This is a genomic window from Pantoea sp. UBA5923 (assembly GCF_002431095.1).
GTDB lineage: Bacteria > Pseudomonadota > Gammaproteobacteria > Enterobacterales > Enterobacteriaceae > Pantoea > Pantoea piersonii.
Map to the genome: position 1 here is coordinate 55,840 of NZ_DJDN01000020.1, position 21,568 is coordinate 77,407.

Sequence of the window (21,568 nt, forward strand, 5' to 3'; positions counted from 1 at the left end):
CGCGCCTCTCTTCACCGCCTCAACGGCCTTCTAAGCCCCAGGTCGCGCCCAAAGCGCCCTCGTCTCCTCTTCCACCCTGTGCAGCAGCCCCATCGCCTGCTCATACGACTGAATATTGGTGTAGCCAATCACCAGCCCGTAGCGTTTCTGCGTCTGCATATACCAGCCGGAGAGCGGCAGCACGCGCAGCTGATGTTGCTGCCACACCTCCGCCAGCGCCGTATCCTGGGTGCCGCGCCGCAGAAAGGCGACGATATGCATGCCGCCGTCGGTCAGCTCATACTCAAACAGATCTGGAAAGCAGGCCTGCAATGCGTCGAGCATCATGCGTCGCCGCTGCTGGTAGAGAATGCGCATCTTTTTAATATGACGGTAAAAGTGCCCTTCGCTGAGAAACTGCGCGAGGATTTTCTGCGGCAGCAGCGGCAGCCCGTTCTCCAGAATCTCGCCCAGCTCGCGAAAGCGCGCTAGCGTCGCCTGCGGCATCACCAGATAGCCGATGCGCATCGCGGGCATAATGGTTTTACTGAAGGTGCCGGTGTAGATCACCCGGTCATGCGCATCGAGGCTTTTTAACGCCGGGATCACCTTGCGCGTGTAGTGAAACTCCCCGTCATAGTCATCCTCGATAATCCAGCTCTCGTTCTCCTGCGCCCACGCCAGCAGCTGATGCTTGCGTGGCAGCGACAGCGTGACCGCCAGCGGGCTCTGATGGGTCGGCGTCACCACCGCAAAGCGCGCGTCGGCGTGATAGCGCAGCAGATGATCGACGTTGATCCCTTCGCGATCGACCGGCACGTAGTGCAGGTTCGGCGCGATCCGCTTCAGCAGCTTCTGCCCGAAGAAGTAGCCGGGATCTTCAAACAGCACCTTGTCGCCCGCCTGCGCCAGCACCGCCAGAATCAGCCGCAGGTTGGCGCGGTAGCCGCTGGTGATAAAGATCTGCTCCGGCTGGCAGTCGAGCCCGCGTGAAATGTTGAGATAGCTGGCAATGGCCTCGCGCAGCGGCAGATAGCCCATCACCGGCGGGATCAGCATCTCGTCCGGGCGCAGGCTGCGCGCCGCTTTACCGGCGATCAGCAGCCACTTCTTCAGCGGGAAGGCGTCCAGCGACGGAATGCCGAGCCGCATCTCCCCTTTGCTCTCCCGCTGGGCGATGCGCTGCGGCAGATCGCTCTCCTCAGGCTGCCATAATGGCTCTTGCTTAACGCTCGCAGCAGGCGTAAGCGCAGGATTAACGCGTGTGCCCTTCGCGCCCTGGCTAACGAAGTAGCCTTCGCCAGTCAGGATCTCATAAGCGGCCTCGACCGTTTTGCGGGCGACGCGCAGCTCGCTGGCAAGCACGCGGATCGCCGGAACGCGATCGCCTGGCTTCAGCACGCCAGCCAGGATCTGCTGACGATAGCGCGCGTAAATCTCTCTGTATCCCACCGCTATGTCCTACCTTTTTTCACGTTTTATGACCCTTTTTACTCTGACATAGCACTCTATGATGACTTCATCGACCCGGCAACCGTGAACACGTGATGAAGATTGAACACTACTCCTCGCCTGAAGAGCTGCTGCGCTGCTTCCCGCTGATGCGCGAACTGCGCCACAGGCTTGAAGATGAAGCGCAGTTTATTGCGCAGGCAGAGCGCCAGCATGCGCAAGGGTACCGTCTGGCGGGCCTGGCCCGCGAAGGCAGGCCGCTGGCGCTGGCGGGCTACCGCCTGCAGGAGAACTTTATCCACGGCCGTTTTTGCTACGTGGATGACCTGGTCACCGCCGAAGCGCTGCGCAGTCAGGGACTGGGCGAACGCCTGCTGAACGAGCTGGCGACGCTGGCGCGCGAACAGGGCTGCGTGCGGATGGTGCTGGATACCGCCGTCAGCAACCGCCAGGCGCAAAAGTTCTACAGCCGCGTCGGCTATCTCGCTCTGGGCCTGCACTACTACCGCCAGCTTGTCTGAAGGAGCCATCAATGAAGCTATTGCATATAAAAGTTAGTCCCGATATCAGCGGCTCCGCCTCGCGCGCTGCCTCTGCGCATCTGGTGGCGCGGCTGCGCGACCGGCATCCGCAGCTGGAGGAGAGCGTACTGGATCTGGCGCAGCATCCGCTGCCGCATCTGGACGCTTTTACCATCAACGCCTTTTTTACACCGCCGGAAGCGCGCACCAGCGCCCAGCGCAGCGCCATCGCAACCTCAGAAGAGCTGGTCGATCAGCTGTTCGCCTGCGACACGCTGGTTATCTCATCACCCATGTGGAACCTCGGCCTGCCTTCGGTGCTGAAAGCCTGGTTCGATCATATTACTCGCGCTGGCCGCACCTTCGCCTTTACCGCCGACGGCAGCAAAGTCGGGCTGGTGCAGGGCAAGAAGGTCTACAGCGTGGTCGCCAGCGGCAGCCGCTTCGCACAGGGTCCCTTTATGCAGGATGACCAGTTCACGCCCTATGTGCGCGTCGCGCTCGCCTACATCGGCATTGAGGATGTGGAATTTATCCGCGTTGACGGCACGCACGACCCCGTCAGCCGCGCAACCGCTCTGCCCAACGCGTTAAACACCATCAACCATTTATTCTGAAAGAGGAAAAGATCATGACGTCACGCGTTAATCATTTTAAAACCGTCCCGACGCTGGCCAAAAGCCTGAGCGATATCTCAATGGCGTTACGCAAAACGTCGCTGGATACCACGCTTAAGCATCTGATGGATATCCGCGCCTCACAGCTCAACCACTGCGCCTTCTGTCTGGATATGCACGTGAAGGAGGCGAAGCTACACGGCGAGCGCGAACTGCGTCTCTATCATGTCGCTATCTGGCGCGAGTCACCGCTGTTTACCGCCCGCGAAAAAGCCGCGCTGGCGCTGACCGAGGCGCTGACGCGTATCGACGAACACGGCGTAAGCGAGGCGCTGTACGGCGAGCTGCGCGAGCACTTCTCAGAAGTGGAGATCAGCGAGCTGACCTTCGCCATCGCGATCATCAACAGCTGGAACCGCGTGCAGATCCTGTCGCAGATGGTGCCCGGCGCGCTCGACAGCGCTTACGGGCTGGATCGCGCTGAACTGCATTAATTTTTATCGCCAGCAGCACAGCCTGCTGGCCTCCCCATGTTTTTCTGCGCGCCCTGAGGCTATAGTGAGATTTTGCACTACAAAGGACAGCACGCATGAAAGGCATCAACATTGCGATTTACTTCGATCCCGATCTTATTTTCGCGACGGTTCATCAGCCGGACGGCAGTTATCTGAGCAAAAATTTTCAGTACGACGATGCGGTGATTGAAGAGATCTATCAGTGGCTGGAACAGTTCACGCCGAATCGCACCCATATCTGCCTGCTTGAGCATGACACCGCCGATATCCTTGCCGACGAACTGGTGGATAACGGCTATCACGTCCATCGCGTCAGCACTCATCTGCTGCTGGAGTGGTTCACCTCTTCGCCCCCCGCCACGCCGGATGGCACGCCGGTGCGCGCGCTGCTGCGCTATCTGGAGGAGGAGAAGCCAGACGAGTATGTGTCGCGCACGCCGCAGATAGAGGCGCTGCTCGATATGTTCGACGACCTGGATGCGCTGGAAGAGGTGGAGGAAGAGGATGACGAGGACAGCCTGCCGGATGACGTGCTGCGCCTGGTGAAGAAGAAAAAGATCACCGCCCTCGCCGCCGCGCAAAGCCTGATCCCGGAGCTGAACGAACGCATCCGCGAACATCTGATGCGCTATCCTGAGCTGATGACGCCAGAGCTGCTGGAAGATTTTTTCCCGGAGCTGCTGGAAGCGATGGAGCGCCAGAAACATTAATCCTTCCCGACCGCGCCACCCAAGAGGACGCATATGCAGGCGTTACTAGAAGCTGTGGGATTAGGGCTGATCGTGCTGCTGCCGCTCGCCAACCCGCTTACTACCGTCGCGCTGTTCCTCGGGCTGGCGGGCGAGATGAACTTCAGCGAGCGCAACCGTCAGGCGTTGCAGGCTTCCATCTATGTTTTCGCCATTATGATGGTCGCCTGGTACGCGGGCAACGCAGTGCTCAATACCTTTGGCATCTCCATTCCCGGCCTGCGCATGGCGGGCGGCCTGATTGTCGCCTTTATCGGCTTTCGCATGCTGTTTCCGGCGCAGCCGGTTGGCCACTCGGTCGAGGCGCAGCACAAGCAGGATGAGCTGGAAAAGAGCGATGCGCATCAGGAGCCGGTCAATATCGCCTTTGTGCCGCTCGCGATGCCGAGCACCGCCGGTCCCGGCACTATCGCGATGATTATCAGCTCCGCTTCGACGGTGAAAAGCGGCGTCAGTTTTCCCGCGTGGGTGATCGCCACCGCGCCGCCGATCACCTTTCTGCTGGTCGGCCTGATCCTGTGGATCGCGCTGCGCAGTTCGGGAAGCATTATGAAGCTGGTGGGGAAAGGCGGGATCGAGGCGATCTCGCGCCTGATGGGCTTTTTACTGGTCTGTATGGGCGTGCAGTTCGTGATTAACGGCGTGCTGGAAGTGGTGCATAACTTTCATTAAAAAAGGGCGCCGAGGCGCCCTTAAAATGGCAGGTAAGGTGCTAACGCGGGTGAGAAGGCCCGCTTGCAGACTATTCAGCCGTCTGAAAGAAGACGCAGTGCGCTTTAGTCGTGCTTCAGCGACTTCCGCACGTCCGCAACCTGATCCTTGCTCACCGCTGGCGCGTTATTGCTCCAGCCCTGACGGATAAAGGTCGCGAGCTGCGCCACTTCGTCGTCGCTCAGGCGCTTGCCGAAGCCGGGCATCGCCAGCGTTGACGGCGCTTTCTCCGTCGACGGCTGCTGCGCGCCTTCCAGGATGGTGTGGATCAGCCCGGTCGGATCTTTGGCATTAACAATCGTCGCCTGATCCAGCTCCGGGAAGACGCCTGGCGCGCCCTTGCCGGTCACAAAATGGCAGGCACCGCAGTTGTCGATATAAAGACGCTCGCCCTCGGTCAGGTTCTTCGCCGCCGTCAGCTTCGCTTCAGTCTTCTGCTGCGCCTGGACGTTGTAAGCCTGCAGCGGCGGATTGCCGCCGAGGAACTTCAGATACGCCGCGACCGCCTTGAGATCGGCGTCGGTCATGTGCGAGCTGCTGTGCTCAATCACCGACTTCATCTCGCCGCCTACCGCCGCTTTATCGTTGCGGCCGGTCTGCAGGTAATCGACGATCTCCTGCTCGCTCCAGCGCGGCAGACCGCGCAGCGACGGCACGTCCCAGTCGTTCAGGCTGCCGCCCGCGAGGAACTTCGCATCGCCGCTGTCCAGCGCCTTCTCGTTCATGCCGATACCGCGCGGCGTATGGCAACTGCCGCAGTGGCCCAGGCTCTCGACGATATAGGCGCCGCGGTTGATCTCTTCAGAGGCACCGCCGATCGGCTGGAACGGCTTGTCGCTGGTAAAGGCCCAGTTCCAGAAGCGCATGCCCCAGCGCTGGCTGAACGGGAAGCTGAGGCGGGTTTCCGGCGGCTGCTCGGCGCTCGGCTTCACGCCTTTCATAAAGTAGACATACAGCGCGTGCATATCTTCGTCGCTGATTTTGGCGTAGTCCGGGTAAGGCATCGCCGGATAGAGGCGCGAGCCATCCGGCAGCACCCCTTTGCGCACCGCGTCAGAGAACTGCTGTTCGCTGTAGTTGCCGATGCCGTGCGCTTTGTCCGGCGTAATATTGGTTGAATAGATGGTGCCGAGGTTCGAATCAATCGCCAGGCCGCCGGAATAGTCCGGCTTGCCCGCGAGCGAGTGACAGGCCATACAGTCGCCGAGGCGCGACAGGTATTCGCCTTTCTTAATCAGCTGGGCCTCATCTTCCGCGTGCGCAGGAGCAGCCATGCATCCCAGCAGCACGGCGTTGGCGAGTAACAATGATTTCAGTTTCATATGCTTATGCCTGTACCAGTGGACCGGGGTTTTTCAGATACTGTTCCTTGATCGCCTGCGCCGCCATCAGGGTAATCGCGCCGATGGTATCGGTCGGGTTCGCCTGGAAGTTCTGCGGGAAAGCGTTGCCGCCCGGTACAAACACGTTATGCACGTCCCAGCTCTGCAGATACTTGTTCAGCGCAGAGGTTTTCGGGTTGTCGCCCATTACCGCGCCGCCCACGTTGTGGGTAGAGACGTACTTGGTCAGGTCGAAGTTGGCGTCCATCGGCAGGAAGCTCATGCTCATGCTGTCCGGGTTCAGCTCTTTGCCGATATTGCCGACGATGCCTTTCAGGTACTGCTGCAGCTTGAGCTCGTTCTGTTTCCAGTTAAAGGTCATGCGCAGCAGCGGCTGGCCGCGGTGGTCGGTGTAGTTCGGATCGAGATCCAGATAGACATCGCGGTACGACTGGCAGGTCGTGGTGATGCTGATCTTCATGGAGTGGCCGTACCACTCTTCCAGACCCTCTTTGTAACCCATGCCCCAGCTCGGCGTGCCTTTCGGCAGCGAGGTGGCGATTGGCGTACCGGTAGCCTGCGAGCTGTGGATCTTCGCACCGCCAAGGAAGCCGAGACCCGGGCCGTCGAAGTTGCCCGGAGAGATGTCGTTGAACATCTGGCCGGTGGCGCCTGCGGTGGCGTACGGGTTGAAGTTTTTGTCTTTGAAGAACAGGGTCGCGCCGCCGTTCGACAGGAAGGCGTAGTTACGCCCTACTACACCCTCTTCGGTAATCGGGTTATAAGGCTTGCCGATGCCGGAGAGCAGCATCAGGCGCACGTTATAGAGCTGGAAGCTGGAGAGCACGACGATCTTCGCCGGCTGGAACACTTCGTTGCCGTCCACGTCGTAGTAGATCACGCCTTTGGCGGTCTTCTTGTCGTCGTGCAGCACCACTTTCACCACTTCCGCGTGCACTTCGTAGGAGAAGTTCGGCATGCGCTTCAGCGCATCCATCACCGCGGTCTGCGGCGACGCTTTGGAGTAGTTCAGGCACGGATATTTTGAGCAATAGCCGCAGTAGTTGCAGGGCGCAATCTGGTTGCCGTACGGGTTTTTCCACGCGCGGGAGACGCACGCCGACGGGTTCGGGAACGGATGGTAGCCCAGCTTCGTCGCCGCTTCTTTAAACATCACGTTGTTCAGCGTGTCTTCCAGCGCCGGCAGCGGATAAGGCTCGGAGCGCGGGCCTTCGAACGGGTCGCCGCCTTCCAGAATCTGACCGCGCAGGTTGCCGGTGTTGCCCGACTGGCCGCAGATCAATTCGAACTTGTAGTAATAGGGCTCGATCTCATCCCAGGTGAACGGGAAGTCCATCACGCGCATATCTTCCTGCAGGATGCCCGGCTTGTAGGCCTCGTCCACGTAGGTTTTCAGCTTGATGTCGGTCGGTGTCGGACGGATCAGTACCGCCGTCCAGTGCATGCCTGCGCCGCCCACGCCGGTGCCCGGCGCGAACGCGCCCCATTTACGGGTTGGCAATGCGGTCTGGGTGGTGTCGTAACGTACGGTGACCGCCACTTCTTTCGGCGTGGCGAACACTTTGTTGCGTACGTTATAGGCGTATTCGTCAGCCGGTTTCGGGTAGGCGAAATCGGGGTAGTCGCGCTCGCCGCCGCGCTCTAAGGCGCGCACTTCAAGGCCCGCCAGCGCCAGTTCGATGCTCATCAGCGAGCCGGCCCAGCCGAGGCCGCAAACAACGACGTCGACTTCTTTTTTAGTAATCTGTGCCATGATAATCCTGTCTCAAATACCTGATTCAGCGCCGTTAAGCGCGTTCACCCAAAAGGCTGACCGGCCCCAGCGGATAAGGCACGTTGTGCTGCTTCACCCATTCGGTAAAGCTGGCGCGCGCGCCGGGGAAGCCGATGGCGATCCAGGCTTTCATGCCTTTGTTGCCGCCGTACATCGGATCCGCGAGATAGCCATGTTTGGTATCAGAGAGCAGCTGGCTGAAGAACTGCGACGCTTTCATATTGGGTTCGCCCAGCGCGGCGAAGTCGATGCCGTTCTTGTTGAGTTTGGTCAACACGTCATCTTTCTCTTCCAGCGTGAGCTGCTGGAACGGCTTGTTGTAGGTGGTCTGCACCCACTGCGTCACCAGCTTGATAGCGGTGTGGTACATCTGCTGCGGAGTAAACGGGATCTGGTAGCCGAAGGTTGGGTCGGCATGAACGTTGAACGGGCCTTGCAGATAGATCTCGTCGCCGAACTCGCTGGTCTGCAGCTGCTGGTCGATAAAGATCGGCACGTTGGTTTCCAGCGCGCCTGGCGCTTTGCCTTTGCCGCCTGCCGGGATCAGGCGATCGGTTGCCGCCAGAATAAACTGCCATTCGTCCGCGCTAAAAAAGCCCGGTTTATAGTCAGCCAGCTCCGGCGCGGCCATTTCTGCCGCCTGCGCCGCAGTCAGCCCTTTTAATACCAGGTCACTTAGCGGTAACGCCAGTAAAGACCCGAGCAAAAACTTTCGTCTGGTGGTGGGTTTTTCAAGAAGCATAGCGGCACGACTCTCACTTGCTGTAAAAGTAATATATTTGTTAAACACAAATCTTATCGGTTAATTACGCGGCAATATTAGGGATATAAATATTTCTAAATGTAAAAATGCAATTTTAAATGTGTTTTAGTGAAAAATTATCATTGTGTTACTGGAGGGTTACAGGCGGGTAACAGCTTTTGCAGGCAGGAATTTTGTTTAAAACCGCACAATCGTTGGTTATTTAGCCAGAAAATTTGTGCGCAGCCCCAGTTTTATTTACGGTGAGTGACAGTTGCCGAAAATAATCAATCAAAAAAAATCATACTTCCATACAAGAGAGTCATTCTTATTAGCAACGATATATTCACTGAATTACAGCAGCAATGAAATATAGCTGAAAATGTGATCGCTATTGAATCTCATCCCTGTTTCGTACCCGCACAACATTTCCGCAGTTTATTTTGAGAGCAGCGGCAAGTTGCTGGCGAATAATGCAGCAATTTCAGACGATTTTTTTCTGCAAAGCTCATAACAAAGCGGCATTTTGACTCTGTCCGCCGACGGATAAAGTAGGTTTATCAACCACTCAGGATAAACTTCTATGCGACGCATATTGCTTTTAATCTCAGGCGCGCTGTTGCTGGCGCTTCAGGTACAGGCCAGCACGCCGAAAGATACGCTGATTATCGCCGTACCGCTCGACGGCATTATCAGTTTCGATCCGGCAGAGAGCTTTGAAACGGTCAGCAACAGCAGCCTGCGTAATGTTTACCAGACGCTGGCGGAGCCGGATCAGGATGACCCGCAGAAGCTCTCGCCGCTGCTGGCGCGCAGCTGGCAACAGGGCGCGACGCCGCACAGCCTGGTCTTCAACCTTAATCCCGATGCCCGCTTCATCAGCGGCAATCCGGTGACCGCGCAGGATGTGGTCTTCTCCCTGACGCGCGCGGTGAAGCTGAACAAAGCGCCCTCGTTTATTCTCGGCGAGTTCGGCTGGACGCCTGACAATATCGACAGCCAGTTTACGGTAGCCAACGACCACCAGCTGACGGTCCGCTGGCCCGCGCAGATCGGCCAGGATCTGGCACTGCGCCTGCTGACCGCGCCGGTCAGTTCGGTGGTCGACAGCAAAACCGCGCTGCAGCACGCCAGCAATAACGACACCGGCAACGGCTGGCTGAAAACCCACTCGGCGGGCAGCGGCGCCTTCTCAATTAAGCAGTTTGTCCCTTTGCAGGCGCTGGTGCTGGAGGCCAACCCCTACGCCGCGCCGCAGCCGCACCTGAAGCGCGTGCTGCTGAAGGGCGTTGCCGATGCCAGTACGCGTCGTCTGCTGGTGCAGCAGGGCGATGCGGATGTCGCCTACCAGCTCGGCCCCGACCAGATTGCAGCGCTGAAGAGCGACGCGAATGTGCGTATCGACGCCTTCCCGTCGAGCCTGATTTACTATCTCGGCTTTAATACCAAAAACGCGAAGCAGCCTGCACTCGGCAATCCGGCATTGTGGCAGGCGGCGCGCTGGCTGGTGGACTACGACAGCATCGCCAGCCAGCTATTGAAAGGTCAGTACCGCATCCACCAGAGCTTTCTGCCGGACGGCTTTGACGGCGCGCTGAACAATACGCCCTTCCACTACGACGTCGATAAAGCCAAAGAAATTTTAACGCGCGGCGGCATCGCGCCGGGCGCGCATATCGCCCTGACGGTGGTCAATCAGCCGCCCTATATCGACGTGGCGCAGGCCCTGCAGGCGAGCTTCGCGAAGGCGGACGTCAATCTGGATATTCAGCCGGTGGCGGAGTCGGAGCTGTGGAGCAAGATGCGCGCGCGCGATTTCCAGTCAATCTTTATCTACTGGGGCGCGGACTATATCGATCCGAACACCAATGCCAGCACCTTCGCTTATAACGTGCCGGGTGGCGCTAAAACGCTGGCCTGGCGCGTAGGCTGGGAGATCCCTGAACTGAGCGCCGAGACGCGTAAGGCGGCGGGCGAAAGCGATGCGACGCAGCGGCGCGCGCTCTACACCCATTTACAGACCGAGGTGCAGCAGAACTCGCCGTTCGTCACTATTCTGCAGGGCGCGCAGCAGGTGGCGGTGCGGAAGAACCTCAGCAACGTCAAACAGGGCATCGGCGTCAGCATGCTGCGGATGGATGAGGTGCAGAAATAATTCGCGGCATGCCCGGCAGCCTGCTCCGCTGAGACGGTTTCCGCAGCGGTTTGGCCTCTGCTAAGCTGTGTGCATGGATAAATTACGCGAACTCAAACGGACAAAACGTCTGGCGCTCGGCCTGCTGCTGCTGGCCGCCGCCATCTTTATCACCACGCTTTTTCTGCCGCCCAACTTCTGGGTGAGCGGCGTCAAGGCGATCGCTGAAGCGGCGATGGTCGGCGCGCTGGCGGACTGGTTCGCCGTAGTGGCGCTGTTTCGCCGCGTGCCGGTGCCTTTTATTTCGCGCCATACGGCGATTATTCCCCGTAATAAAGAGCGTATCGGCGACAACCTGGGCCGCTTCGTGCAGGAGAAGTTTCTCGATACCGACTCGCTGCTGGCGCTGATCCGCCGTCACGATCCGGCGCAGATGCTGGCGCAGTGGCTCAATGCGCCGGGCAATGCCGATCGTATCGGTCGTCATCTGCTGCAGGTGATGCGCGGTTTCCTCGATCTTACCGACGACGCGCGCATCCAAGACTTTATGCGCCGCGCGGTACATCGCGCCATCGACAAGGTGGATCTGTCGCAGACCAGCGCGGTGCTGCTGGAGAGCCTTACCAAAAACAACCGTCATCAGGAGCTGCTCGACGCGGCGATAGAGCAGCTGCTGCGTCTGCTGCATAAGCCCGCCACGCGCGATTTTATCGCTATGCAGATTGTGCGCTGGCTGAAGCGCGAGCATCCCATTAAGGCCAAAATGTTGCCGACCGAGTGGCTGGGCGAGCACAGCGCGGAGCTGGTCGCCAACGCGGTGGATTCCGTCCTCGACGACGTGGCGGCCGATCAGGGACACGAGCTGCGCCTCGGCTTTAACCGCGCGGTGGATAGGCTGATTGAGAAGCTGAAGCACGACCCGGAGATGGCGGCGCGCGCTGAAGAGATTAAACGCTGGATAAAAGAGGACGCCTCGCTGAACCGCTATATCGGCGAGCTGTGGAACGATCTGCGCACCTGGCTGAAGAGCGACCTCAACAGCGACGACTCACGCGTGCAGGAGAAAGTGCGCCAGGCGGCGCTGTGGCTGGGTGAGAACCTGGCGCGCGACGACGCGCTGCGCGCCTCGATGAACCGCCATCTGGAGGACGCCGCGCGCAGCGTCGCGCCGGAGTTCGCCGCCTTTCTGACGCGTCATATCAGCGATACGGTGAAGAGCTGGGACGCACACGAAATGTCGCAGCAGATTGAGCTGAATATCGGCAGGGATCTGCAGTTTATCCGCATCAACGGCACGCTGGTGGGCGGCACCATCGGGCTGATTCTCTATCTGCTGTCGCAACTTCCGGCGCTCTGGCCACTGGTGATGCGCTAAGGCGCAAGGTAAAGGGGAGCAAGGCAGAATCTGTGGGCGCATCTCAGCTTATATGCTGTCGGTTTCAGTGGGTGCGACACCACCAATAAAAAAGGCCGCTTATGCGGCCTTTTTATTCTGAGACGGTTAACGTCGCTTAATCAGCAGGAACAGGCTAATCGCGAAGAACGCGGCGCTGGGAAGGATAGCGCCCAGCACCGGCGGCAGGCCGTAAACCAGGCTCAGCGGACCAAAAATCTGATCCAGCACGTAGAACAGGAAGCCGAAGCTGATACCGGTCACCACGCGCACCCCCATCGACACGCTGCGCAGCGGGCCAAAGATAAACGACAGCGCCATCAGCATCATCACTGCCACCGACAGCGGCTGGAAGATTTTGCTCCACATATTGAGCCGGTAACGACCCGACTCCTGGCCGCTCTGCTTCAGGTATTTGCTGTAGTTATAGAGCCCGCGGATCGACAGCGCGTCGGGATCGAGCGCCACCACGCCGAGCTTGTCCGGCGTCAGGTTGGTTTTCCATTCGCCGCTCAGGCTCTGCGAGCCGCTAATCTGCTTCGGATCGTTAAGGTCTGACTCATCCACCTGCGCCAGATTCCAGCGCTTGTTGTTCTGATCCCAGGTCGCGCTGGCGGCGTAGCGCACGCTCTTCAGGCGGCGGTCGTCGCTAAAGCTGTAGATGCTGACGCCGTCGAGCTGGTTATCGCCGCGCACCCGTTCGATATAGATAAAGTTATTGCCGTCTTTTGCCCACAGGCCGTTCTGCGTCGATACCAGCGCGCCGCCGTAGAGCTGCGTCGCACGATAGTTGCGCGCCATCTGCTCGCCCGCTGGCGCAAGAAACTCGCCGATCGCCATGGTGAGCAGCACCAGCGGAATAGCGGTTTTCATCACCGACAGCGCGACCTGCATGCGGGTAAAGCCCGCCGCCTGCATAACGACCAGCTCGCTGCGCTGCGCCAGCGTGCCCAGGCCGAGCAGCGCGCCGAGCAGCGCCGCCATCGGGAAGAAGATCTCAACATCCTTCGGCACGCTGAGCAGCGTATAGTAACCAGCGGCGAGCGCGGTATAAGCGCCCTGCCCGGTTTTACGCAGCTGATCGACGAACTTGATGATGCCGGACAGCGACACCAGCATGAACAGCGTCAGCATGATGGTATTGAAAATGGTTTTACCGATATAACGGTCGAGAACGCGAAACATCAGACGGAACCTCCGCGGCTGAAGCGGGCGCGCACGCGACGCATCGGCACCGTATCCCACAGGTTAAGCACTATCGCCAGCAGCAGATAGCCGACATTCACTGCCCACATCCAGATAGCGGGATCGAGCCGCCCTTTCGCCGCATTCGACCTCAGCGAGCTCTGCAGCAGGAAGAAGATGAGATAGAGCAGCATCGCCGGCAGCATCGACAGTACGCGACCCTGGCGCGGGTTAACCACGCTAAGCGGCACCACCATCAGGGCCATCACCAGTACGGCAAAGATCAGCGTAAAGCGCCAGTGCAGCTCCGAACGGAACGCTGGCGTGTCATTGCTTAACAGCGTGGTGAGATCGGACTGTTCGGCGTCGTTCGGATCGAGCGTCGCCTCTTTGTAGCCGACTCGTGCCTGGTAATTAGTGAAGTCAGTAATACGGAAGTCGCGCAGCATCGCTGTGCCTTCGAAACGCGTGCCTTTATCCAGCGTCACGACCTGCGAGCCATCTTTATGCTGCTCCATATGGCCGCTGTCCGCCAGCACCACGGAGGGACGCGCATTGCCTTTGGCGCGCAGCTGCGCCAGGAAGACGTTGCCGAACTGGTTGCCCTTCACGTTTTCGATAAAGAGCACCGAATTGCCGTCGCTGGAGCTCTGGAACTGCCCGGCCGCCAGCGCCGCCGCGCCTGGGTTGGCTTTGGCGTTTTGCGTCACCTCATCCTGATAGCGAGAGGACCAGGGGCCGAGCCAGATAACATTGACCGCCGCCACGGCAGAGGTGAGTAGCATCAGCACCATCGCCGCCTTTACCAGCACGCTTTTGCCTAACCCGCAGGCGTGCATTACGGTGATTTCGCTGTCGGTATAGAGCTTGCCCAGCGTCATAAGGATCGCCAGAAACAGGCTTAACGGCAGAATAAGTTGTGCCATTTCAGGCACGCCAAGCCCTAACAGAGTCAGAACGAGATTTGTTGGGATTTCGCCGTCCACCGCAGCCCCTAAAATCCGCACTAACTTCTGACAAAAGAAGATAAGCAGCAGGATGAAAAGGATAGCCAGCTGGCTTTTGAGCGTTTCCCGAACCAGATATCTAATGATGATCACGCTTAGTACGCCTGTGATAACTTGTCTTTTTGCAGGAAAATCGCTAGTTTCAACGCTTATCAGCCATTTTTCTTCATCAATGGCCCACGTCGCAGCTAAAATGGTATGACAAATGCGTCAGGGTGGTGAAAATTAACGCGTTGCCACACTAAACGTAGTTCGAACGTTGATTACCACCAAACTTTTTACCTCTGTGGTATCAAGCGGACCATTCTAGCGACAGCCGCGGCCGTTGTCTTTAAGATTCAGGAGAGTGCATGGAGTTCAGTGTAAAAAGCGGAAGCCCGGAGAAACAGCGCAGCGCCTGCATTGTTGTCGGTGTTTTCGAGCCGCGTCGTCTGTCGCCGATCGCCGAGCAGCTAGACAAAATCAGCGATGGCTACATCAGCGCCCTGCTGCGCCGCGGCGAGCTGGAAGGCAAAGTGGGCCAGACCCTGCTGCTGCATCATGTACCCAATATTCTTTCCGAGCGCATTCTGCTGATTGGCTGCGGCAAAGAGCGCGAGCTGGATGAGCGTCAGTACAAGCAGGTGATCCAGAAGACCATTAATACGCTGAACGACACCGGCTCGATGGAAGCGGTCTGCTTTCTGACCGAGCTGCATGTAAAAAGCCGCAATACCTACTGGAAAGTGCGTCAGGCGGTCGAAACCTCCAAAGAAGCGCTTTATAACTTCGACCAGCTGAAAAGCAATAAAACCGAGCCGCGCCGTCCGCTGCGCAAGCTGGTGTTCAACGTGCCGACGCGCCGCGAACTCACCAGCGGCGAACGCGCCATTCAGCATGGCCTGGCGGTCGCAGCCGGCGTGAAGGCGGCGAAAGATCTCGGCAATATGCCGCCGAACATCTGCAACGCGGCCTATCTCGCCTCGCAGGCGCGCCAGCTGGCGGACGCCTACAGCAAAAACGTCACGACCCGCGTTATCGGCGAGCAGCAGATGAAAGAGCTGGGCATGAACGCCTATCTCGCGGTAGGCGCAGGCTCGCAGAACGAGTCGCTGATGTCGGTCATTGAGTACAAAGGCAATCCCGATGCGGAAGCGCGCCCGATTGTGCTGGTAGGCAAAGGGCTGACCTTTGACTCCGGCGGCATCTCCATCAAACCCGCCGAATCGATGGATGAGATGAAGTACGACATGTGCGGCGCGGCGTCGGTCTACGGCGTGATGCGTATGGTGGCCGAGCTGAACCTGCCGCTTAACGTGGTCGGCGTGCTGGCGGGCTGCGAAAATATGCCGGACGGTCGCGCCATGCGTCCGGGCGACGTTCTGACTACGATGTCGGGCCAGACGGTGGAAGTGCTGAATACCGATGCGGAAGGCCGCCTGGTGCTGTGCGACGCGCTGACCTACGTTGAACGTTTCGATCCGGAAGTGGTGATCGACGTGGCGACCCTGACCGGCGCCTGCGTCATCGCGCTGGGCCACCACGTCAGCGGCCTGCTGTCGAACCATAACCCGCTGGCGCACGAGCTGATCGGCGCCTCCGAGCAGTCCGGCGACCGCGCCTGGCGTCTGCCGATGGCGGACGAATATCAGGAGCAGCTGGAATCGAACTTCGCCGACATGGCGAATATCGGCGGCCGTCCCGGCGGCGCAATCACCGCGGCCTGCTTCCTGGCGCGCTTTGCGCGTAAATATAACTGGGCGCACCTGGATATCGCCGGCACCGCCTGGCGCTCCGGCAAAGCCAAAGGCGCAACCGGTCGTCCGGTGCCGATGCTGTCGCAGTTCCTGCTGAACCGCGCCGGTCTGAACGGCGACGACTGACGGCTCGACGCGCGCCGCTCTCAGGAGCGGCGCGTACGCCGCAAATTGATTTCACACGCCGCCGCCTCCATATCCACCTTATCGGGAAGTGCTACCGCGCGCCTTAGCTGGTAACATCGACACCTCTCACCCACAAGGCCTTTCCATGAAAAACGCAACCTTCTACGTAATGGAATCGGACTCGCACAGCGAGGAGCTGAGCGCCATTGAGGCGCTGGTGTGCGATCTGGCGGAAACGCGCTGGCGGGCGGGCAAACGCATTTTGATCGCCTGTGAAAACGAGCAGCAGGCCATTCGTCTCGACGAGGCGCTGTGGCAGCGTCCGGCCAGCGCCTTCGTACCGCACAATCTGGCGGGCGAAGGTCCGCGCTACGGCGCGCCGGTCGAACTGGCCTGGCCGCAGCGTCGCGGCAGTTCGCCGCGCGATCTGCTGATCAGCCTGCTGCCGCAGTTTGCAGATTTTGCTACTGCTTTCCATGAAGTGATAGACTTCGTACCCTACGAAGAGTCTCAGAAACAGCTGGCGCGCGACCGCTATAAAGCGTACCGCAGCGTTGGTTTCCAATTGAATACGGCCACGCCGCCACAGCCGCAAACGACATAGCAGAAATGGAAAAAACATATAACCCGCAAGATATCGAGCAGCCGCTTTACGAGCACTGGGAAGAGCAAGGCTATTTCAAGCCTAACGGCGATACCAGCCAGGAAAGCTTCTGCATTATGATCCCGCCGCCGAACGTCACCGGCAGCCTGCACATGGGTCACGCCTTCCAGCAGACCATCATGGACACCATGATCCGCTACCAGCGCATGCAGGGCAAAAACACGCTGTGGCAGGTGGGCACCGACCATGCGGGTATCGCCACCCAGATGGTGGTGGAGCGCAAGATCGCCGCTGAAGAGGGCAAAACGCGCCAGGATTACGGTCGCGACGCCTTTATCGACAAAATCTGGCAGTGGAAAGCAGAATCAGGCGGCACGATTACGCGCCAGATGCGTCGCCTCGGCAATTCCGTGGACTGGGAGCGCGAGCGCTTCACCATGGATGACGGCCTCTCCAACGCGGTGAAAGAGGTGTTTGTTCGCCTCCATAAAGAGAATCTCATCTATCGCGGCAAGCGCCTGGTGAACTGGGATCCGAAACTGCGCACCGCGATTTCCGATCTCGAAGTGGAAAACCGCGAGAGCAAAGGCTCGATGTGGCACATCCGCTATCCGCTGGCAGACGGCGTGAAAACCGCCGAAGGCAAAGATTATCTGGTGGTCGCCACCACCCGTCCGGAAACCCTGCTGGGCGATACCGGCGTGGCGGTTAACCCGGAAGACCCGCGCTACAAAGATCTGATCGGCAAAGAGGTGATCCTGCCGCTGGTGAACCGTCGCATTCCCATCGTGGGCGACGAGCACGCCGATATGGAGAAAGGCACCGGCTGCGTAAAAATCACGCCGGCGCACGACTTCAACGACTATGAAGTCGGCCGCCGCCATAAGCTGCCGATGATCAATATTCTGACCTTTGACGGCGATATCCGCGAGCGCGCTCAGGTGTATGACACCAACGGCGAAGTCAGCGACGCCTGCTCAGACGAGATCCCGGCGCAGTTCCAGAAGATGGAGCGTTTCGCCGCGCGTAAGGCGATTGTCGCCGCCGTGGACGAGCTGGGCCTGCTGGACGAGATCAAACCGCACGACCTGACCGTACCTTATGGCGATCGCGGCGGCGTGGTGATTGAGCCGATGCTGACCGATCAGTGGTACGTGCGTACCGCGCCGCTGGCGAAAGTCGCGGTCGAGGCGGTGGAAAACGGCGATATCCAGTTCGTACCGAAGCAGTATGAAAATATGTACTTCTCCTGGATGCGCGACATTCAGGACTGGTGTATCTCGCGCCAGCTGTGGTGGGGCCACCGCATTCCGGCCTGGTACGACAACGACGGCAACGTCTATGTTGGCCGCAGCGAAGAAGAAGTGCGCAGCGAGAACAACCTGGGCGCGGACGTGGCGCTGCGTCAGGATGAAGATGTGCTCGACACCTGGTTCTCCTCTGGCCTGTGGACCTTCTCTACGCTCGGCTGGCCGGAGAACACCGAAGCGCTGCGTCAGTTCCACCCGACCAGCGTGCTGGTCAGCGGCTTCGACATTATCTTCTTCTGGATCGCCCGCATGATCATGCTGACCATGCACTTCATCAAAGATGAAGACGGCAAGCCGCAGGTGCCGTTCAAGACTGTCTATATGACCGGTCTGATCCGCGACGAAGAAGGCCAGAAGATGTCGAAATCCAAAGGCAACGTTATCGACCCGCTGGATATGGTTGACGGCATCTCGCTGGAAGCTCTGCTGGAGAAGCGCACCGGCAACATGATGCAGCCGCAGCTGGCGGAGAAGATCCGCAAGCGTACCGAGAAGCAGTTCCCGGCGGGCATCGAGCCGTCAGGTACCGATGCGCTGCGCTTTACCCTGGCGGCGCTGGCGTCGACCGGCCGCGATATCAACTGGGATATGAAGCGTCTTGAAGGTTATCGCAACTTCTGCAACAAGCTGTGGAACGCCAGCCGCTTTGTGCTGATGAACACCGAAGATCAGGATTGCGGTCAGAACGGCGGCGAAATGACGCTGTCGCTGGCGGATCGCTGGATCCTTGCCGAATTTAACAGCACGGTAAAAGCGTACCGCGAAGCGCTGGACAGCTATCGTTTCGATATCGCCGCCAACCTGCTCTACGACTTCACCTGGAACCAGTTCTGCGACTGGTACCTGGAGCTGACCAAGCCGGTAATGAACAGCGGCAGCGAAGCGGAGCTGCGCGGCACGCGCAACACGCTGGTAACGGTGCTGGAAGCGTTGCTGCGCCTCGCCCACCCGATTATTCCGTTTATCACCGAGACCATCTGGCAGCGTGTGAAGGTGCTGAAAAATATCAGCGACGACACCATTATGCTGCAGCCTTTCCCGCAGTACGACGCGGCGAAAGAGGATGCGGAAGCGATGGCAGATATCGAGTGGATGAAGCAGGCGATCGTCGCGGTGCGTAATATCCGCGCCGAGATGAATATCGCCCTGAGCAAACCGCTCGACGTGCTGCTGCGCGACTGTTCTCCGGCTGCGCTGCGCCGCGTGGAAGCGAACCGCACCTTCCTGTCGCGCCTGGCGCGTCTGGAGAGCCTGACTGTCCTGCCGGCTGGCGAAAAAGGTCCGGTTTCCGTGACCAAAATCGTTGAAGGCGCCGAGCTGCTGATCCCGATGGCGGGCCTGGTGGACAAGGCGGCGGAGCTGGATCGTCTGGCGAAAGAGCTGGGCAAGCTCGACGTCGAGATTGAGAAGATTCAGGTCAAGCTGGCGAACGACGGCTTTGTTTCGCGCGCGCCGGAAGCGGTGGTGGCGAAGGAACGCGAGCGCGTGGCCGAGCTGGAGCAGTCAAAAGCGAAGCTGATTGAACAGCAGGCAGTGATCGCGGCGCTCTGATTTTACGTCATGCCCGTAAAAAAACCCTGCGCTCCGGCGCGGGGTTTTTTATTCCCTCAGCGCTTTGAGGATCCTAGGACAGATAAGGTGCGTTTCGCTATTCGAAAATTTCAATGTCCGCAGTCAACCGTTCTCCCTGGAGATGATTTTGCCCGCTCTCCCGATCTTCCTCGGAAAATAATAGCCATGAAAGCTACCCGCTTTAAAGACGGATATTTTCTTATGCCATGAAGCCATGCCGACTATTTCAATCTAGCGTTGGTTAATCTAAATAAGCTGAACGGAAAACAGGCAAAAACGGCAAGCACGATAGTTAAAAACAACATGAATAAAAAACAGCACAATACAGGCTAAAACAGCATGTCATGCTGAGATCTTTTCATCCGTGAATATAAACGTGAGCGCTGCCACAACCGCCGCTAAAGCGGTAGCATCCCTCATTATATCCTTATCTTTAGCTTTGTCTTTTATTGCTCTGCTCGCCTGCCAGAGAGGAAAATGCGGAGGGGATCAGGAAGGTTAGGGCAAAAGCGCTAAAGAATAATAACGAGGTAATTAACACCGCGATCACGCCAGTGACGTATTAATAATCAGCGGAAAAATATCCAGCCGACCTGTCCACCTCAGGTAACCCCATACATTAATAAAGCCCGCAAAAATAAATAAAGGGAAAGCGCCTTAAGCTTTTTAAAATACGGGATAACACCGTCTTCAGCCTCCATGCCTCATAACGAATATTGCTTTTGCCCAACGATAATGCTATTTCTGGTGAATGTCTAACCGATGTTAACCACCCTATTTCGCTATGATCCCTGCAACCCAGCCTACACTAACGCTGCGTCCTATTAGCGCTGCCGACAATCCCCATATCGCCCGGGTGATCCGCACCGTCTCCGCGGAGTTCGGCCTGACCGCCGACAAAGGCTATACCGTGGCCGATCCGCAGCTCGACAGTTTGTATGAACTCTACAGCACCGAACACAGCGCCTACTGGATTGTGGAGCATCAGGGAAAGGTAATGGGCGGCGGCGGCATCGCCCCGCTCGCCTGTAGCGCGCCCGATATCTGCGAGCTGCAAAAGATGTATTTCCTGCCAGAGGTGCGCGGCTTCGGCGTAGCGCGCGAGCTGGCGCTGCGCGCTATGGAGCATGCACGTCAGCGCGGCTTCCGCCGCTGCTATCTGGAAACCACCGGCAGCTTAACGCGCGCTATCAAACTCTATGAGTCGCTGGGATTTGAGCGCATCGACAACGCGCTGGGCTGTACCGGCCATGGCGACTGCGAGTACAGAATGTTGAAAGCGCTGTAGCCGCGCTTTACCTGTCAGAATGCCGGCACGCCGCTGTGAAAACGCAGCTCCGGGTCCGGTTCGCTAATCAGCTTTGCTTCCGCTTCGCCAATGGCGCGCACGCGCGGCGTGATATCCTTCGGCGAGATCTGCGCCGCCAGGGCTAAATAGTCCTGATAGTGGCGCGCTTCCGAACGCAGCAGCGAGATATAGAACTTCTCCAGCTCCGCATCCAGCCAGGGCGCCAGGCTGGCGAAGCGTTCGCAGGAGCGCGCTTCGATATAGGCGCCGCAGATAAGCTTGTCCACCAGCGTATCGGGCTCGTGGGTAGTAATCTCCCGCAGCAGTCCTTTGGCATAGCGGCTGGAGGTGATCTTTTTATAGGGCAAGCCGCGCGCCTGCATAATCTCCCATACCTGATAAAAGTGGTGCAGCTCCTCTTTAATCAGCAGCACCATTTTCTCTACCAGATCGTCCGCCCAGGGGAGTTCGTTGCGCACGATAATGCTTTTGGACAGATTCTTATGGGCCTGAATAAACTGGCTGTCGGGGTGCTCGCGGAAAATAAAATCTTCATAGGGCTTAAGCCAGGCGAGGATCGCCTCTCCGCTCGGCTTGTCGGCGACATATTTACGGATTAGCCAGGTGGCGGTCTGCGCCGCTTTCAGCTCGCAAACCAGATGGTCGGTCAGCAGCAGCGTCAGGTTTTCCGGTTTGCGCGCCTCGTCAATCCAGGCTTGCGGCGTGCGGCAGAGTAAAAACTGATAGATAGGCTCAAGCAGCGGTGCGTAGTTCATGTCGGTTCAAAAGGCAGAAGGCAGAAAGGCGGAG

General features: G+C 58.6%; 18 protein-coding genes. 11 read left to right on the top strand and 7 right to left on the bottom strand.

Annotation, left to right across the window (positions count from 1 at the left end; translation table 11 throughout):
- Positions 1-30 precede the first annotated feature (30 nt).
- Complete coding sequence (locus B3797_RS04865) at positions 31-1,431, bottom strand: PLP-dependent aminotransferase family protein (protein WP_311790547.1); 1,401 nt, start codon at positions 1,429-1,431, stop codon at positions 31-33.
- 95 nt (positions 1,432-1,526) lie between these two features.
- On the opposite strand from B3797_RS04865, the gene B3797_RS04870 reads away from it, so the two are divergent.
- The 5 genes from B3797_RS04870 (at position 1,527) to B3797_RS04890 (ending at position 4,505) form a co-directional block, all read left to right on the top strand.
- A complete protein-coding gene (locus tag B3797_RS04870; protein ID WP_311790548.1) occupies positions 1,527-1,952 on the top strand; it encodes a GNAT family N-acetyltransferase in 426 nt (141 codons plus the stop codon).
- An 11-nt stretch (positions 1,953-1,963) separates the two neighbouring features.
- Positions 1,964-2,569, top strand: coding sequence for an FMN-dependent NADH-azoreductase (locus B3797_RS04875; RefSeq protein WP_311790549.1), 606 nt, complete (start codon positions 1,964-1,966; stop codon positions 2,567-2,569).
- Positions 2,570-2,583: 14 nt separating this feature from the next.
- Positions 2,584-3,063: a carboxymuconolactone decarboxylase family protein gene (locus B3797_RS04880; RefSeq protein ID WP_311790550.1), complete on the top strand. Its 480-nt coding sequence runs from the start codon at positions 2,584-2,586 to the stop codon at positions 3,061-3,063.
- A 95-nt stretch (positions 3,064-3,158) separates the two neighbouring features.
- Complete coding sequence (locus tag B3797_RS04885; protein ID WP_120455483.1) at positions 3,159-3,794, top strand: hypothetical protein; 636 nt, start codon at positions 3,159-3,161, stop codon at positions 3,792-3,794.
- 33 nt (positions 3,795-3,827) lie between these two features.
- On the top strand, positions 3,828-4,505 hold the full coding sequence (locus B3797_RS04890) for a MarC family NAAT transporter (RefSeq protein WP_311790551.1): 678 nt from the start codon (positions 3,828-3,830) through the stop codon (positions 4,503-4,505).
- A gap of 104 nt (positions 4,506-4,609) precedes the next feature.
- On the opposite strand, the gene B3797_RS04895 is transcribed toward B3797_RS04890, so the two are convergent.
- The 3 genes from B3797_RS04895 to B3797_RS04905 are packed head-to-tail and all read right to left on the bottom strand — an operon-like array spanning position 4,610 to position 8,403.
- Entirely contained in the window at positions 4,610-5,866 is a 1,257-nt protein-coding gene (locus B3797_RS04895) for a c-type cytochrome (protein ID WP_120455479.1), read from the bottom strand.
- Between the two features lie 4 nt (positions 5,867-5,870).
- Positions 5,871-7,640, bottom strand: a complete 1,770-nt coding sequence (locus B3797_RS04900) for a GMC family oxidoreductase (protein ID WP_120455477.1) — start codon at positions 7,638-7,640, stop codon at positions 5,871-5,873.
- A 34-nt stretch (positions 7,641-7,674) separates the two neighbouring features.
- The gene (locus B3797_RS04905; RefSeq protein WP_120455475.1) at positions 7,675-8,403 is read right to left on the bottom strand and encodes a gluconate 2-dehydrogenase subunit 3 family protein; all 729 of its coding nucleotides are present in this window, start codon (positions 8,401-8,403) and stop codon (positions 7,675-7,677) included.
- A gap of 583 nt (positions 8,404-8,986) precedes the next feature.
- On the opposite strand from B3797_RS04905, the gene B3797_RS04910 reads away from it, so the two are divergent.
- Both B3797_RS04910 and B3797_RS04915 read left to right on the top strand, forming a co-directional pair.
- Positions 8,987-10,558 carry an ABC transporter substrate-binding protein gene (locus B3797_RS04910; protein ID WP_311790552.1) on the top strand — a complete coding sequence of 524 codons (1,572 nt, stop codon included), beginning with the start codon at positions 8,987-8,989 and terminating at the stop codon, positions 10,556-10,558.
- Between the two features lie 73 nt (positions 10,559-10,631).
- A complete protein-coding gene (locus tag B3797_RS04915; RefSeq protein ID WP_311790553.1) occupies positions 10,632-11,912 on the top strand; it encodes a DUF445 domain-containing protein in 1,281 nt (426 codons plus the stop codon).
- 126 nt (positions 11,913-12,038) lie between these two features.
- Here B3797_RS04915 and lptG read toward each other — a convergent pair whose 3' ends face one another.
- Together lptG and lptF are read right to left on the bottom strand one after the other, a co-directional pair.
- Positions 12,039-13,115 carry an LPS export ABC transporter permease LptG gene (lptG, locus tag B3797_RS04920; protein WP_120455467.1) on the bottom strand — a complete coding sequence of 359 codons (1,077 nt, stop codon included), beginning with the start codon at positions 13,113-13,115 and terminating at the stop codon, positions 12,039-12,041.
- A complete protein-coding gene (gene lptF, locus B3797_RS04925) occupies positions 13,115-14,215 on the bottom strand; it encodes an LPS export ABC transporter permease LptF (protein ID WP_311790554.1) in 1,101 nt (366 codons plus the stop codon). Before lptF ends, lptG begins: the two co-directional genes overlap by 1 nt.
- Before the next feature lie 257 nt (positions 14,216-14,472).
- Between lptF and pepA the strand changes: the two genes are divergently transcribed.
- The 4 genes from pepA to B3797_RS04945 all read left to right on the top strand — a co-directional run bounded on the left by pepA (position 14,473) and on the right by B3797_RS04945 (position 20,758).
- A complete protein-coding gene (gene pepA, locus B3797_RS04930) occupies positions 14,473-15,984 on the top strand; it encodes a leucyl aminopeptidase (protein ID WP_033749345.1) in 1,512 nt (503 codons plus the stop codon).
- 145 nt (positions 15,985-16,129) lie between these two features.
- Positions 16,130-16,588 (top strand): DNA polymerase III subunit chi, encoded by a 459-nt coding sequence (locus B3797_RS04935; protein WP_120455463.1) that lies wholly within the window; start codon positions 16,130-16,132, stop codon positions 16,586-16,588.
- A 5-nt stretch (positions 16,589-16,593) separates the two neighbouring features.
- Complete coding sequence (locus tag B3797_RS04940) at positions 16,594-19,449, top strand: valine--tRNA ligase (RefSeq protein WP_311790555.1); 2,856 nt, start codon at positions 16,594-16,596, stop codon at positions 19,447-19,449.
- 805 nt (positions 19,450-20,254) lie between these two features.
- The gene (locus B3797_RS04945) at positions 20,255-20,758 is read left to right on the top strand and encodes a GNAT family N-acetyltransferase (RefSeq protein WP_311783198.1); all 504 of its coding nucleotides are present in this window, start codon (positions 20,255-20,257) and stop codon (positions 20,756-20,758) included.
- 14 nt (positions 20,759-20,772) lie between these two features.
- On the opposite strand, the gene miaE is transcribed toward B3797_RS04945, so the two are convergent.
- Positions 20,773-21,534 (bottom strand): tRNA isopentenyl-2-thiomethyl-A-37 hydroxylase MiaE, encoded by a 762-nt coding sequence (gene miaE, locus B3797_RS04950; protein ID WP_311790556.1) that lies wholly within the window; start codon positions 21,532-21,534, stop codon positions 20,773-20,775.
- Between the last annotated feature and the right edge of the window lie 34 nt (positions 21,535-21,568).

Coding starts and splice junctions, on each gene's coding strand:
- B3797_RS04870 (WP_311790548.1), top strand. CDS start 1,527: ATGAAGATTGAACACTACTCCTCGCCTGAAGAGCTGCTGCGCTGCTTC.
- B3797_RS04875 (WP_311790549.1), top strand. CDS start 1,964: ATGAAGCTATTGCATATAAAAGTTAGTCCCGATATCAGCGGCTCCGCC.
- B3797_RS04880 (WP_311790550.1), top strand. CDS start 2,584: ATGACGTCACGCGTTAATCATTTTAAAACCGTCCCGACGCTGGCCAAA.
- B3797_RS04885 (WP_120455483.1), top strand. CDS start 3,159: ATGAAAGGCATCAACATTGCGATTTACTTCGATCCCGATCTTATTTTC.
- B3797_RS04890 (WP_311790551.1), top strand. CDS start 3,828: ATGCAGGCGTTACTAGAAGCTGTGGGATTAGGGCTGATCGTGCTGCTG.
- B3797_RS04895 (WP_120455479.1), bottom strand. CDS start 5,866: ATGAAACTGAAATCATTGTTACTCGCCAACGCCGTGCTGCTGGGATGC.
- B3797_RS04900 (WP_120455477.1), bottom strand. CDS start 7,640: ATGGCACAGATTACTAAAAAAGAAGTCGACGTCGTTGTTTGCGGCCTC.
- B3797_RS04905 (WP_120455475.1), bottom strand. CDS start 8,403: ATGCTTCTTGAAAAACCCACCACCAGACGAAAGTTTTTGCTCGGGTCT.
- B3797_RS04910 (WP_311790552.1), top strand. CDS start 8,987: ATGCGACGCATATTGCTTTTAATCTCAGGCGCGCTGTTGCTGGCGCTT.
- B3797_RS04915 (WP_311790553.1), top strand. CDS start 10,632: ATGGATAAATTACGCGAACTCAAACGGACAAAACGTCTGGCGCTCGGC.
- lptG (WP_120455467.1), bottom strand. CDS start 13,115: ATGTTTCGCGTTCTCGACCGTTATATCGGTAAAACCATTTTCAATACC.
- pepA (WP_033749345.1), top strand. CDS start 14,473: ATGGAGTTCAGTGTAAAAAGCGGAAGCCCGGAGAAACAGCGCAGCGCC.
- B3797_RS04935 (WP_120455463.1), top strand. CDS start 16,130: ATGAAAAACGCAACCTTCTACGTAATGGAATCGGACTCGCACAGCGAG.
- B3797_RS04940 (WP_311790555.1), top strand. CDS start 16,594: ATGGAAAAAACATATAACCCGCAAGATATCGAGCAGCCGCTTTACGAG.
- B3797_RS04945 (WP_311783198.1), top strand. CDS start 20,255: ATGATCCCTGCAACCCAGCCTACACTAACGCTGCGTCCTATTAGCGCT.
- miaE (WP_311790556.1), bottom strand. CDS start 21,534: ATGAACTACGCACCGCTGCTTGAGCCTATCTATCAGTTTTTACTCTGC.